This window comes from Burkholderia sp. BCC1998 (assembly GCF_905339875.1).
Classification (GTDB): domain Bacteria; phylum Pseudomonadota; class Gammaproteobacteria; order Burkholderiales; family Burkholderiaceae; genus Burkholderia.
Genome location: NZ_CAJPHE010000027.1, coordinates 42,130 through 54,878, shown reverse-complemented (window position 1 = coordinate 54,878; position 12,749 = coordinate 42,130). Strand labels below are relative to the sequence as shown.

At 69.0% G+C, this 12,749-nt stretch carries 12 protein-coding genes; 6 read left to right on the top strand and 6 right to left on the bottom strand.

Translation table 11 applies throughout. The features are described 5' to 3' along the window. Window positions 1-88: 88 nt before the first annotated feature. The 3 genes from U5A56_RS32230 to U5A56_RS32220 all read right to left on the bottom strand — a co-directional run bounded on the left by U5A56_RS32230 (window position 89) and on the right by U5A56_RS32220 (window position 3,325). A complete protein-coding gene (locus U5A56_RS32230) occupies window positions 89-1,006 on the bottom strand; it encodes a dihydrodipicolinate synthase family protein (RefSeq protein WP_321926568.1) in 918 nt (305 codons plus the stop codon). Window positions 1,007-1,014: 8 nt separating this feature from the next. Then, entirely contained in the window at window positions 1,015-2,187 is a 1,173-nt protein-coding gene (locus U5A56_RS32225; protein WP_124487123.1) for an L-rhamnonate dehydratase, read from the bottom strand. Between the two features lie 61 nt (window positions 2,188-2,248). Further along, on the bottom strand, window positions 2,249-3,325 hold the full coding sequence (locus U5A56_RS32220; RefSeq protein WP_321926566.1) for a 4-hydroxythreonine-4-phosphate dehydrogenase PdxA: 1,077 nt from the start codon (window positions 3,323-3,325) through the stop codon (window positions 2,249-2,251). A gap of 155 nt (window positions 3,326-3,480) precedes the next feature. Between U5A56_RS32220 and U5A56_RS32215 the strand changes: the two genes are divergently transcribed. Next, window positions 3,481-4,425: a LysR family transcriptional regulator gene (locus tag U5A56_RS32215; protein WP_321926564.1), complete on the top strand. Its 945-nt coding sequence runs from the start codon at window positions 3,481-3,483 to the stop codon at window positions 4,423-4,425. A 146-nt stretch (window positions 4,426-4,571) separates the two neighbouring features. Here U5A56_RS32215 and U5A56_RS32210 read toward each other — a convergent pair whose 3' ends face one another. Further along, window positions 4,572-5,876 (bottom strand): MFS transporter, encoded by a 1,305-nt coding sequence (locus U5A56_RS32210; protein WP_321926562.1) that lies wholly within the window; start codon window positions 5,874-5,876, stop codon window positions 4,572-4,574. Between the two features lie 306 nt (window positions 5,877-6,182). Between U5A56_RS32210 and U5A56_RS32205 the strand changes: the two genes are divergently transcribed. Next, window positions 6,183-6,863, top strand: a complete 681-nt coding sequence (locus tag U5A56_RS32205; RefSeq protein WP_321926560.1) for a hypothetical protein — start codon at window positions 6,183-6,185, stop codon at window positions 6,861-6,863. A 63-nt stretch (window positions 6,864-6,926) separates the two neighbouring features. Here U5A56_RS32205 and U5A56_RS32200 read toward each other — a convergent pair whose 3' ends face one another. Then, window positions 6,927-8,054 (bottom strand): ATP-binding protein, encoded by a 1,128-nt coding sequence (locus tag U5A56_RS32200; protein WP_321926557.1) that lies wholly within the window; start codon window positions 8,052-8,054, stop codon window positions 6,927-6,929. Next, window positions 8,051-8,779 carry a response regulator gene (locus U5A56_RS32195; RefSeq protein WP_321926556.1) on the bottom strand — a complete coding sequence of 243 codons (729 nt, stop codon included), beginning with the start codon at window positions 8,777-8,779 and terminating at the stop codon, window positions 8,051-8,053. The genes U5A56_RS32200 and U5A56_RS32195 overlap by 4 nt, the downstream gene beginning before the upstream one ends. A gap of 391 nt (window positions 8,780-9,170) precedes the next feature. Here U5A56_RS32195 and U5A56_RS32190 point away from each other — a divergent pair, with 391 nt between their 5' ends. From U5A56_RS32190 to U5A56_RS32175, 4 genes are all read left to right on the top strand, one after another. Beyond that, complete coding sequence (locus U5A56_RS32190; RefSeq protein WP_321926554.1) at window positions 9,171-10,655, top strand: flavin monoamine oxidase family protein; 1,485 nt, start codon at window positions 9,171-9,173, stop codon at window positions 10,653-10,655. Between the two features lie 10 nt (window positions 10,656-10,665). Beyond that, the gene (locus U5A56_RS32185; RefSeq protein ID WP_321926552.1) at window positions 10,666-11,325 is read left to right on the top strand and encodes a c-type cytochrome; all 660 of its coding nucleotides are present in this window, start codon (window positions 10,666-10,668) and stop codon (window positions 11,323-11,325) included. A 41-nt stretch (window positions 11,326-11,366) separates the two neighbouring features. Next, window positions 11,367-12,041, top strand: a complete 675-nt coding sequence (locus U5A56_RS32180; RefSeq protein ID WP_321926550.1) for a hypothetical protein — start codon at window positions 11,367-11,369, stop codon at window positions 12,039-12,041. A gap of 73 nt (window positions 12,042-12,114) precedes the next feature. After that, window positions 12,115-12,738: a TetR/AcrR family transcriptional regulator gene (locus tag U5A56_RS32175; RefSeq protein ID WP_321926548.1), complete on the top strand. Its 624-nt coding sequence runs from the start codon at window positions 12,115-12,117 to the stop codon at window positions 12,736-12,738. The last annotated feature ends 11 nt before the right edge of the window (window positions 12,739-12,749 follow it).

Below are 12,749 nucleotides of genomic sequence, written 5' to 3'. Positions count from 1 at the left end.
CATGTGATGAGCGGCGGCGGCCTTCTGTCGGGCCGCCGTCACGCCGATGCGCAACGCAACGCGCGTTGCGGGTGGTACGAAACGATGGCTAGCGGCCCCAGCGCAGCACGAGCGGATCGAGCCGCCGTGCCGCGTCGAGCAGGCCTGCACGCACCTGCGGATGCAGTTCGGGCCAGGGGGCGCGCGGCCGGTCGCACGCGATCACGCCGCCTTCCTTCAGCAGCGCCTTCGCGGTCAGGAAACCCGACTGGCGGTTCTCGTAGTTGATCAGCGGCAGCCAGCGCGCGTATTGCTCGCACGCTTCGTCGCGGCGTCCGGCGAAATACGCGTCGGTGATGCGGCGGATGCCGTCCGGATAACCGCCGCCCGTCATCGCGCCGGTCGCGCCGGCATCGAGGTCGGCGAGCAGCGTGATGCCTTCCTCGCCGTCCCACGGCCCGTCGATCGCGTCGCCGCCGAGCGCGATCAGCTCGCGCAGCTTCGACGCGGCGCCGGGCGTCTCGATCTTGAAGTACGACACGGCGTCGATCTCGCGCGCGAGCGTCGCGAGCAGCGACGCCGGCAGCGCGACGCCGCTCGCGGGCGCGTCCTGGATCATCAGCGGAATGTCGAGGCCCTCGGCGACTTCGCGGAAGAACGCGCGGATCGATGCGTCGGGCACGCGGAACGTCGCGCCGTGGTACGGCGGCATCACCATCACCATCGCGGCGCCGAGTGCCTGCGCCTGACGGTTGCGTTCCGCGCAGATCCGCGCGCTGAAGTGCGACGTCGTGACGATCACCGGCACGCGGCCGGCGACGTGTTCGAGCGTCGTGCGCGTGATCAGTTCGCGTTCGTCGTCGCCGAGCGCGAACTGCTCCGAGTAGTTCGCGTGAATGCAGATGCCTTGCGAGCCGGCATCGATCATGAAGTCGAGGCAACGGCGCTGGCCGTCGAGGTCGAGCGCGCCGTGCGCGTCGAAGATCGTCGGCGCGACCGGAAAGACGCCCTGGTAGCGTGCGTGCATGGCCGGCCTCACTCGACGATGTCGAACTGGTCGAGGAACTCGGTCTTCAGCGTGAGACCGAGGCCCGGGACGTCGTCGCGCAGCTGCAGGAAGCCGTTCTCGGCCACCGGCTCGCCGTCGAAGATGTAATAGAACAGCTCGTTGCCGACTTCCACGTCGAACATCGGGAAGTACTCGCTCATCGGCGACGCGAGCGTGCTCATCGTCAGGTGATAGTTGTGCATCTGGCCCGCATGCGGAATCACCGGCACGCTGTACGCCTCGCACAGCGCGTTGATCTTGTGCGCCATCGTGATCCCGCCGACGCGGTTCGTGTCGTACTGCACGACCGACACGGCCTTGCGGTCGAGCAGCTGCTTGAAGCCGTACAGCGAGAACTCGTGCTCGCCGCCGGAGATTGGAATGCTCGTCAGCCGGTTCAGCTCCGCGTAGCCGTCGATGTCGTCGGCGATCACCGGCTCCTCGAGCCAGCGCGGCTGGTACTTCTCGAGCTTCGGCAGGATGCGCTTCGCATACTCGAGGTTCCAGCCCATGTAGCACTCGAGCATCAGGTCGTTGTCGTAGCCGATCACCTCGCGGATCGCCGCGACCGACTTCAGGTTCTCCACCACGCCCTGCTGGCCGTGCGCGGGCCCGTAGCCGAAGCGCATCTTGAACGCGCGGAAGCCTTCCTTCAGGTATTGCTGCGCTTCCTCCTGCATCGCCTTCAGGTCGGTGCGGTAGAGCTTCGAGTAGTAGCAGGGGATCTTTTCCTTGGTGCGGCCGCCGAGCAGCTTGAACACCGGCTTGCCGACGCTCTTGCCGAGGATGTCCCAGATCGCGATGTCGACCGCCGAGATCGCCGCCATGCCGATGCCCTTGCGGCCCCATGCGTGGGTCGCGCGGTACATCCGCTGGTTCAGGTACTCGTAGTCCCACGGGTCCTGGCCGATCACGAGCGGCGCGAGGTACTGGTCGATGATCGCCTTCGCGACGTGCGGCGCGAGCGCGACGTTGCCGAGGCCGACGATGCCGTCGTCGGTCTCGACTTCCACGACCGTCCACGCATGGAAGCGGAACGTGCTCATGGTTTCCTGCGGCGCGTACAGCAGGTCCATCGCGTTCGAGCAGAAGTTGCCCTGCGGCGGAACGGTCTTGCCTTTCCACTGGAATACGCGGGCGCGCACGGAGCGGATCTTCATGTTGGTGTCTCCTGGAATCGATGTTGTCGTGTGTGTGTCGTGTGCGGCGGGCGCGCGAGCGTCACGCCGAAACGGTGCGGGTGCGGCGCGCGGCGCCCATGCGGCACGCGATCTGCAGCGCCTGCCAGGTCGCGCCGACGTCGGCCGTGCCGCGGCCCGCGATGTCGTACGCGGTGCCGTGCGCGGGCGTCGTGATCGGCACGGGCAGCCCGCCCTGCACGGTCACGCCGCGCGAGAAGCCGAGCAGCTTGATCGCGATCTGCCCCTGGTCGTGGTACATCGTGACGATCGCCTGGTAGTCGCCGGCCTGCGCCTTCAGGAAGATCGTGTCGGCGGGGAACGGGCCGTGGAACGGCGCGTCGGTCGGCCAGTCGCGCGACTGCAGCTTGCGCACGGCCGGCTCGATGATGTCGACTTCCTCGCGGCCGCAGCTGCCGCCGTCGCCGCCGTGCGGGTTGAACGCGGCGATCGCGACCTTCGGCGCCGCGACGCCGTTCGCGAGCAGCGACCGGTAGATCAGTTCGGATGCCTGTTCGATTCGCTCGACACTCAGCTGGGCCGCCGCATCCTTCAGCGGAATATGCGACGAGATGCGCGCGGTCCACAGCTCGCCGAGCGTGTTGAATTCGCAGAAGTAGCCGGTCACGCCGAGCGCGGCGGCGAAGTGGTGCAGCTCGTCGTCGTGCCGGAGCCCGCCGAGCTTCATCGCGTACTTGTTCAGCGGCGCGAAGCAGATCGCGTCGATGTCGCCGGCGAGCGCGGCGTCGAGGCAGCGGTCGAGCACGGTCAGCGTCGAGCGGCCGCCGGCCGCGCCGGGCTGGCCGACGGTGACCTGCGCGCGATCGATCGTGTCGAGCGCGACGAACGCGGCGCGCGCGGTGGACGGCCGGCCGCGCACGGCGGCGAGCGATGCGACGGGTTCGACGTCGACCGTCACGCCGGCGACGCGCTGGCCGGCTTCCCACAGCCAGCGGTCGCCGATCAGCACGAGGTTCGCGCGGGCGGTCGCGTCGGGCCGCGCGAGCAGTTTCGCGATCAGTTCGGCGCCGATGCCGGCGGGGTCGCCGAGGGTCAGCGCGACGACGGGCAGTGAAGCGGCGGGCAGTGCAGCGGCGGGCACGGCGGCGGCGGTCGTCATGCGGCGTCTCCGTGGCGGGCGGCGGGCGGTTGCGTGTTCATGCGGTGTCTCCGGTGGCGGCGCGTGGCCGTTGGTGTATGGGGTTCATGCTAGGTAGACGGAATGAGTCGGTAAATTGAAAACTCTTGATGAATCGATAACCTGGAGTAATCGAAATGGGCTCGATCGATCGACGAGACTCGACTCCCCAATTGCTGAACCGGCTGCGGATGCGGCAGATCGCGCTGCTGCTCGCGGTGGATGAATGCTCGACGCTGCGCGCGGCCGCCGGGCAGCTCGGCCTCACACAGCCGGCCGCGACGAAGATGCTGGCCGAACTGGAAAGCGCGCTCGGCCAGCGCCTCTTCGATCGCGTCGGGCGCGGGCTCGTGCTGAACCCGGCCGGCGAGCGCGTGCTCGGCTATTTCCGCGGGATTCGCGGCAGCATGGAGGCGCTCAATCGCGAGCTCGGCGAGCTGCAGCTCGGCAGCGCGGGGCGGCTCGCGATCGGCAGCATCATGGCGGCGTCGCCGGGGCGGCTCACCGAGGCGCTGGTGCAGCTGAAGGCGCGCTATCCGCTGCTGGCGATCGACATCGCGGTCGATACCAGCGACCGGCTGATGCCGCAGTTGCGCGAAGGCGTGCTCGAGGTGGTGATCGGCCGCAACGTCGGCACCGATTGCGACTTCCGCGTGGTGGACGACGAGGCGCTCGCGATCATCGCGGGCCGCGACCATCCGCTCGCGGGCGCGGGGCCGGTCGACTTCGACGCGCTGCTCGATTACACGTGGATCCTGCAGCCGGCCGGCAGCCCGGCGCGCGAGGTGGTCGAGCGCGAGTTCCGCGCGCGTCACCAGCCGATGCCGCGCGGGCTCGTCGAAACGGGGTCGATCCTCACGACGATGAACCTCGTCGACCGTTCGCGGATGCTCGGCGTGATTCCGTTGACCGTTGCGCAGCGCAACGCGGCGCACGGGCTGGTTGCGATCCTCGATTACGAACTCGACCAGAAGCTGCCGTCGTATGGCAGCCTCGTGCGGCGTGATCGGCCGCTGAGCATTCCCGCGCAGCAGTTTCTCGCGCTGTTCCATCGGGAAAGCGGGCAGGGCGCGGGCGATTGATGGAAGGCGGGGTGGTTATGGTGCGGCGTCACGCGCCGGCGAGCTTCGCTCGCGGTGCGTGACGACGGCGATCAGGGCAGGTCGGGACAATCCACGCCGAGCCGGACCAAGCCAAATACCGCGCGGCGCACCGCCGCCACCCCGCTTCAGCGTGCCGACGGCGCGGCCGGCGCTTCGGCGAGCGACGGCGTCGATGCCGACAACGCGCGATCCGGCCGGATCCGCAGCGCGGCGACGATGCCGATCAGCAGCATCGCGACCGACCCGACGAACGGCACCGTCCAGCTTCCGGTGTGGTCGACGAGATAGCCGAACAGGATCGGCGACAGGATCCCCGCGATCGCGGAACCCGCATTCATCATCCCGCTCGCGATGCCCGCGTGCGTCGGCGCGATGTCGCTCGGCACGGCCCAGATCGGCCCGATCGTCAGTTCGAGGCACAGGAACGACCCGGACAGGCACAGCGCGATGCCGGCCGTCGAATGCACGAACGCGAGCGGCAGCATGCAGGCGAGCGCGCCGGTGAAGCTCGCGACGATCACGCTCTGGCGCGAAAGCGCGAGGTTGCCGGTCTTGCGGTAGATGCGGTCGCACAGCCAGCCGCCGAGCGTGTCGCCGACGACGCCCGCGAAGAACACGCCGGACGCGAACAGCGCGGTGGACTTCAGGTCGAGGCCCTTGCCGTTCAGGAAGAACGTCGGCAGCCACGTGAAGAACAGCCAGGCGGTCCAGCCGTAGCAGAAGTACACGAAGATCGTCGGCGCCATCCGGCGGAACAGCGGCCCCCACGGCGTCGGACCCGGTGCCGGTGCCGGCCGGGCGGCGATGGTGGCGGCGGCGGTGGCGCGTGCGCGGTGCGCGTCGTGGTCGCCGCTGCCGCCGACCGGATACTCGCGAAAGCCGACGATCCACCACACGAGCCACACCAGCGTCACCGCGCCGATCACGAAGAACGCCGCGCGCCACGACAGCCACGTCATCAGCGCGGCGACGATCGGCGGCGTGACCGCGTTGCCGAGCCGCGAGAACGAATGCGTGAAGCCCTGCACGACGCCGCGCCGTTCGCGCGTGAACCAGTGCGTGATCGCGCGGGCCTGCGCGGGCAGCGTCGCGCCTTCGCCGATCCCGAGCAGCAGGCGCGCGGCGAACAGCAGCGCGAGGCTGTGCACGAGCCCGGTCATGAAGGTCGACGCGACCCAGATCAGCCCGCAGCCGATCAGCGTGATGCGGGCGCCGAAGCGGTCGGCGATCCAGCCGCCGAAGATCTGGCAGATCGCGTACGAATACGCGAACGCGGAGAACGCGATGCCGAGTTCGGTGTTCGACAGCCCGAGTTCGGCCTTGATCGCACCGGCCGCGGTCGCGAGGTTCACGCGGTCGACGTAGAGGATGAACGAAAGCGCGCACAGCAGCCACAGCGTGTGGCGTCGTTGACGGTGATCGGTCGGCATGTGTCTCACTCCATTCTCGTGCGCGTCGTTGCAATGACGCCGCGTTCACTGGCCGGACCAGCATCGCGCGCCGGAGGAGGCATCGTCTACTGAATCTTTTCGATCAATCGATAACCTGCGGTGTTCGGTTTCGCCGCATTCGGGTGCCGGCTCGGGGCGCCGTGCGGGTTTTCCACGAACGGTTGCGGCATGATGCGGGATGGCCGCGCACGGACACGACGCACGGCATGGGTCGAACGCGTTTCGACGCCGGTGCCGTCATGATGCAGTGACGCGGCGCAATCGCACAGTCGGGAATGGACGGACATGGAACAACGACTTTCACGCCACCGGGACAACCGCTTCTGGCAACTCCAGCCGGTGAAATGGTGGATCCAGGGGCACGGCCGCGACGGCTATTCGTTCCGGCTGCTGCTGATTCCGCTGCTTGCCGTGTTCGTGCTCGAGTTCGTGTGCGTGATGCTCGACGCGCTGTTCAGCGCGCTCATCGTGAGCGGTGCGATGACGCTGTTCCTCGGGATCGCCGGGTATTACGGCGCGAAGCGCGAATGGCTGGTGCCGTCCGCGCCGGCGCGCGCGCTCGTGAAGGCGCGTACCAAGCAGGCGGCCGAGCGCTTCTCGTCGCTCGGCGCGGGCGCGACGGTGCTCGCGATCTTCGTCAGCGCGACCTCGCTGTCGCGCGTGCTGTCGGGCCAGCCGGTGCTGGACAGCGCGTCGAAGGACACGGTGTCGATCTTCATCGCGCTCGTGTTCCTGCCGGTGTACGTGTCCGGCGCGGTGCGCAAGCTCGCGATCGCGCGGGTCGAGGAGCTGGAAGCGCTGCGTCAGGTGAGCGCCGGCACGCGGCTGAAGTTCGACCGGGCCGGCGCGGTGCGTGCAGTCGTCGTGAAGGGGCCGGCCGGGCAATCGACGGTGTCGGTCGCGGAGTACACGCTGCTGGAATTCGAGCCGCCGCTCGAACGCGTGGGGCTTGACCCGAACGCGTGACGAACAAGGCTGCGCGTGCAGCCATTCGATGCAATGGCCCGGCGGGCGGGGCTCCGGGCCGGATCAGTCGCTTGCGCCCGGAAGCGGGTTCGACGGCGCGGCCGACTGCGCCGGAAAGCGCCGTTCATCGGGTGTCGGCTCGAGATGGTCGGGCCAATACACCTCGAACCGCGTGCCGCCGCCGGCCGCCGGCGTGCAGACGGCCTCGCCGCGATGCGCATGGGCGATCGCCGCGACGACCGCGAGCCCGAGGCCGCTGCCGCCGGGCTGCGCATCGTCGACGCGCCGGAACGCCTTGAACACGTGCGGCGCGAAGTCGGCCGGAATGCCGGGGCCGTCGTCCTCGACCCGCAGCCGGCACATCCCGCCCTCGATGCGCGTCTCGATCCGGATCGCACCGGGCACCGCATGGCGGCGCGCATTTTCCAGCAGCGCGAGCAGCGCCTGACGGATCCGCACCGGGTCGCAGCGCATCGGCCGCGCGTCGAGATCGAGCACCGGATGCTGGCCGGCGGCCTGCAGCGCGTGCGCGAACACGTCGACGACCGCGCGGATGTCCGCCGCTAGATCGGCTTCGCGGATCTCGATGCTCAGGTGGCCGCTGTCGGCGAGACTGACCACGCGCAGATCCTCGATCAGCCGCGTGAGCCCTTCCACTTGCGTGAGCAGGCTGCGGAACTGCGCTTCGCTCGGCGTGAACACGCCTTCGGCGAGCCCCTGCAGGCGGCCGCGCAGCACCGTGACCGGCGTGCGCAGTTCGTGCGCGATCGCGGCGTTCCAGAAGGTCTGTTCGTCGGTCACGCGCTGCAGCTCGCTCGCGAGCGCATTGAAATTGTCGGCGAGCAGCGCCGCTTCGTGCAGCGAACGATCGCCGGCGACGGCACGCGCGCCGAGATCGCCGCGCACGACGCGGCGGATGCTGTCGGTCACCGAGTTCAGCGGCACGAGGATGCGGCGCGCCAGGTGGATCGCGACGACGACCGACAGCACGAGCCCGACCGCCGTGGTGGCGATCAGCCACACCCATTCCGGGCCGGTCGGGATCCAGTTCGTCTGCTCGAACGACGCGGGCTGGTACAGGTACAGCAGGTAGTAGAACCCGTAGGCCGTCAGCACGACCAGCAGCGTCACCGCGAACGCCATCGCGCCCATCGTCAGCGCGATCTGCCGGCTCAATCCGTCGAGCTTCACTCGCCGCTCCACAGCTTGTAGCCGACGCCGCGCACGCTGACGGGCACGCCGTTGATGCCGAGATCGTCGAGTTTCTTGCGCAGCTTGCTGACGTGGCTGTCCACCGTGCGTTCGAGCGTGTCGCCTTCCGGCAGGCAGGTGGCCATCAGCTCGGCACGGCTGAACACGCGCCGCGGCGCGCGGGCGAGCTGCGCGAGCAGCTTGAATTCGGTGAGCGTCAGCACGAGCGTGTGCCGCGTGCCGTCGACCTCGACCGTCGCTTCGTGATGCTCGAGATCGATCTCGAACGGGGCCGCGCGCAGCACGCGCTGTTCTTCCTGGCGCGAGCCGGCCATCGAGCGGCGCAGCACGGCCTGCGCGCGCGCGACGACTTCGGCGGGGTTGAACGGCTTGACCACGTAGTCGTCTGCGCCGATGCGCAGGCCGGTCAGCTTGTCGATGTCCTGGTCGAGCGCGGTCAGCATGATGACCGGTGTATCGCCGCGATGGCGAATCTCGGCGAGGACTTTCCAGCCGTCGACGTGCGGCATCTGCACGTCGAGCAGCACGAGGTCGGGCTTCAGCGACAGGTGCAGTTCGAGCGCGCGGCGGCCGTCGGCCGCGTGCACGGTGCGCAGGCCGCTGCGCGCGAAATACGCGGTGAGGATCTCGGCGATCTCGGGTTCGTCCTCGGCGATCAGGACGAGCGCCTGGCCGGCGCCGGGAGAGGAGGAAATATCGGACATGGCCGCTTGTTCAGGTGCATCGGGGTTCCATCGAATCGCAATACTACCGTACCGCCCATGCCGTCGACCGGAGCCGGGAAACGGGCCGGCCCGGGCCGGCCATGCCGGCTGTCCGGCGCCTTTCAGGACGGCTGCCATCGATCGCGCGACAGGGGAATACCCTGTCTTTTTTTCTCGATCCTGTTTTATGTATCATGACCTATCTTTTGCAACATTTACTAATTAAGCGAGCCGACGAATCCTTATCGTGACGGGGACCTTCGGCACGCGGCGAGGCAGGCGTACGCACCGGCCTCGACGCATTCGGTCGTCGGATTTCGCGCGGACGAAAGTCGCGTGCCGCCGGGCACGCGGTCGTTCGCGCCCTTTTGCAGGCAGGAACCCAACCATCATGTCCAGCAAGTCATCCTCCCGCGGGTCGGCCGACCCGCAGCGCAGGCAGTGGCTGAAGATCGCCGGCGCGTCCGTCGCGGCCGGCGGCCTGGCGCTCGGCGCGGCGCGCGCCGGTGCCGATACCGCACCGGTCGCCGGCACCGACGGCGACGTGCTCGACGTCGCGATCGTCGGCGCCGGGCTCGCCGGGCTGACCGCCGCGCGCGACCTGCGCTACGCGGGCTGCGAATCCTTCGTCGTGCTCGAGGCGCGCGATCGGGTCGGCGGCCGCACGCTCAACTACGACATCGGCGGCGGCCATGTGTCGGAAGTCGGCGGCCAGTGGATCGGCCCGGGTCAGACGGCCGTCGCGGATCTCGCCCGCGAACTGGAAGTCGGCACGTTTCCGAGCTACTACGCGGGCAAGACGGTCATCCTCGGCGGCGACGGCCGCGCCGAGATCGACCTGGACGGCACGTTCGGCACCGACGAGGCCGTCGCCGCGAAGCTGAGCCGGCTGTCGCGCGACGTGCCGTCGGGCGCGCCGTGGACGTCGCCGAAGGCGGCCGAACTCGACCGGCTGTCGGTCGGCGACTGGCTCGCGCAGCAGGGCATCAAGCCCGAGGACCGGATGGGCTGGAACGCGTCGATCTCGCTGTCGGGCGGCACCGCGCCGGCGAAGATGGGGCTGCTGCATTTCCTGTCGATGATCAACTCCGCCGCTTGCGATTACGCGCAGCTCGACTCGATCCGGCAGAGCGCGCAGGAAACCCGCTTCGTCGGCGGCTCGCAGATTCTCAGCATCCGGATGGCGCAACAGCTCGGCGACAAGGTGCGGCTCTCGTCGCCGGTGCGCCGGATCGTCGGCTGGGATCGCGCCGTCGTCACGCTGCAGACGGATCGCGGCACGGTGCGCGCGCGCAAGGTCGTGATGGCGCTGCACCCGGCGCTGTGCCAGCAGGTGCAGTTCGATCCGCCGCTGCCCGACAAGCGCGGCGCGCTGCAGCGCGCATGGCCCGCGCATTCGCCGGCGCGCAAGACGGCGATGGTCTATCGCCGCCCGTTCTGGCGCGACAAGGGCCTGAACGGCCACATCTTCCAGACCGACGGGCCGATCTTCTGGGCCTACGACAACTCGCCGCCGGGCGGCGAGATCGGCGTGATCAACGCGTTCGTGCGCAATGCGCTGATGCCGTCGGACCCGCAGGCCGCGAAGCAGATGCACATGGACCTCTATGCGCAGGCGTGGGGCGACGACGCGCGTGCGCCGGTGTCGTACCACGATCGCGACTGGGGGCTCGCCGACCCGTGGACGATCACCTGCGTATCGGCGATTCCGCCCGGCTTCTGGACCGCGCACGGCGACGCGCTGCGCGCGCCGTGCGGCAACCTGATCTGGTCGGGCACCGAGACCGCGAACATCTGGGCCGGCTACATGGACGGCGCGGTGCGCTCGGGCCACCAGGCCGCGCTTCAGGCGCTCAATGCACTGCGTCGCGCGTAGGAGACCGAAGATGAAGAAACGCATGCTGCTGCTCGCCGCGCTCGTGATCGCCGGCGTGCTCCTGGCCGTCTACGGCCCCGCGCTGCTCGGCTTCTATCGCCTGCAGCGCCATGTCGATACGACGACGCAGGCCGACGACGCCGACGGCGGCCCGTGGCCACGCACGACCGACGTCTGCATGGGCTGTCACGGCGTGAAGGGCACGTCGCTGAGCGACGCGTATCCGAGCCTCGCCGGCCAGCCCGCACCCTACGTGGTCGCCCAGCTTCACGCATTCGCGAGCGGACGACGCGCGAACCCGACGATGGCACCGCTCGCGATGACGATGAGCGACGCCGAGATCGCGCGACTGGCCGACTACTACGCGAAGCAGGCGCCGCAGGACAACCGCTATTTCAAGCCGGACGCGCGGCTGCGCGCGAAGGGCGAGCAACTGGTGACGGGCGGCGCGTGCGTCGCTTGCCACGGCGCGCGGCTGACCGGCCAGGCGCAGTTTCCGCGGCTCGCGGGGCAGGGCGCCGACTACCTGCGCGCGCAACTCGACGCATTCGCGAACGGTGTCCGTATCGAGGCCACCGGCACGATGCAGCGCGTCGCGCAGGCGATGTCGGCGGACGATCGGGCGGCGGTCGCGACCTATCTCGCGAGCCTCGGTCCCGGCAAACGGTGAATCAACGTCAACGGCAGCAATCGACCTCGGGAGTTCGAACCATGGATCACAGATCACTTGTCCTTTGTCTTGCCAGCGCGACGCTTGCGGCGACGACCGGCGTGTACGGCTTCAAGTTCGTCCGCAAGCGCAACTTCCTGCTCGGCTTCGAGTGGTGGATCGTGACAATCTCGGCATCCAATGCCGTGATCTTCTTCGCGACCGAATCGCCGGTGTCGTACTTCGTTTCGCACTTCCTCGACGCGTTCTCGCGCGGGTTCGGGATGCCGGTGATCGCGGTCGCGGGCCTGATGGCCGTCACGCACGGCTACCGGCCATCGGTGCGGCAGGACGTGACGCTGTTCGTGCTCGCGACGCTCGGGACGATTGCGCTCGTGGCCGGCGCGTTGCAGCACGCGCTGCCGTACTTCTACGTGACGATGTGGACACTGATGTCGATCTATCTCGCGGGTTTCGTGTTGCGGCTCGTGCGTGCCGGCCACGCGTTCCATGCGCTGACGACGACGATCGCGCTCGTCGCTTCGCTGGCGATCGCGTGCATCTACGACTTCTACAAGATCCCGGGCGAGGAAACCAACGTCGTGTTCAATTTCTACGTGCTGGCATTGCTCACCTGGTCGTACCTGACCGCCGCGCTCTATTACGCGTATTGCGCACTTGAGCGCGACGCCGGACGCGGCACGGCGAGCGCAAACGTATTGTCGTATCCGAAATGAGTAGTTGTGCAAAGGAAGCGCTGACGGCTCGCGATGTGCGGCGGGCCGGCCGCGACGCTCATGGAGCGTACGGATGGCCCCGGCTCGCCTGACCCGCGCGCAGCGGCGCGATGCGACGCGCGAACGCCTGCTCGGCGCCGCGCGTGTGATTTTCGCGCAGAAGGGCCATGCGGCCGCGAGCGTCGAGGACATCGCGGCGGCGGCCGGGCATACGCGCGGTGCGTTCTATGCACACTTTGGCAGCAAGACGGAGATGCTGTTCGAATTGCTGCGGCGCGATCACGACGACACCGCGACCGCGCTGCAACGGCTCGCCGGATTGCCGGCGGGTTCGGCCGAGGACGCGCAACGCGCGATGCTCGCGTACTGGCGGCCGGGTGCCGCGCGGCACGCGTCGCGGCTGATGTGGCTGGAGGCGCAGTTGCAGGCGGCGCGCGATCCGGCATTCCGCGCGCAGTTCGGCGCGTTACTGCGCGAGCGGCAGGCGCTCGCGACCGCGTGCATCGACGCGTTCGCGGCGCGCGCCGGCGTGTCGCTGGCGCTGCCTTCGCCGGTGCTGGCGCTCGGCCTGACCGCGCTGGGCGACGGCATGCAGTCATGCTGTGCGGCCGACGGGCGGCGCAACGCCGACACGCTGGCCGATGCGGCGCTGGTCGGTTTCCTCACGCACGCGGTGTTCGGCCGCGGGTGCGAATGACGTAACGGCGA

What these genes read in the sequence shown, in the direction of transcription:
- U5A56_RS32195 (WP_321926556.1), bottom strand. Translation starts at nt 8,779, where the DNA reads ATGTCCGATATTTCCTCCTCTCCCGGCGCCGGCCAGGCGCTCGTCCTG.
- U5A56_RS32205 (WP_321926560.1), top strand. Translation starts at nt 6,183, where the DNA reads ATGGAACAACGACTTTCACGCCACCGGGACAACCGCTTCTGGCAACTC.
- U5A56_RS32210 (WP_321926562.1), bottom strand. Translation starts at nt 5,876, where the DNA reads ATGCCGACCGATCACCGTCAACGACGCCACACGCTGTGGCTGCTGTGC.
- U5A56_RS32220 (WP_321926566.1), bottom strand. Translation starts at nt 3,325, where the DNA reads ATGACGACCGCCGCCGCCGTGCCCGCCGCTGCACTGCCCGCCGCTTCA.
- U5A56_RS32190 (WP_321926554.1), top strand. Translation starts at nt 9,171, where the DNA reads ATGTCCAGCAAGTCATCCTCCCGCGGGTCGGCCGACCCGCAGCGCAGG.
- U5A56_RS32175 (WP_321926548.1), top strand. Translation starts at nt 12,115, where the DNA reads ATGGCCCCGGCTCGCCTGACCCGCGCGCAGCGGCGCGATGCGACGCGC.
- U5A56_RS32180 (WP_321926550.1), top strand. Translation starts at nt 11,367, where the DNA reads ATGGATCACAGATCACTTGTCCTTTGTCTTGCCAGCGCGACGCTTGCG.
- U5A56_RS32225 (WP_124487123.1), bottom strand. Translation starts at nt 2,187, where the DNA reads ATGAAGATCCGCTCCGTGCGCGCCCGCGTATTCCAGTGGAAAGGCAAG.
- U5A56_RS32185 (WP_321926552.1), top strand. Translation starts at nt 10,666, where the DNA reads ATGAAGAAACGCATGCTGCTGCTCGCCGCGCTCGTGATCGCCGGCGTG.
- U5A56_RS32215 (WP_321926564.1), top strand. Translation starts at nt 3,481, where the DNA reads ATGGGCTCGATCGATCGACGAGACTCGACTCCCCAATTGCTGAACCGG.
- U5A56_RS32230 (WP_321926568.1), bottom strand. Translation starts at nt 1,006, where the DNA reads ATGCACGCACGCTACCAGGGCGTCTTTCCGGTCGCGCCGACGATCTTC.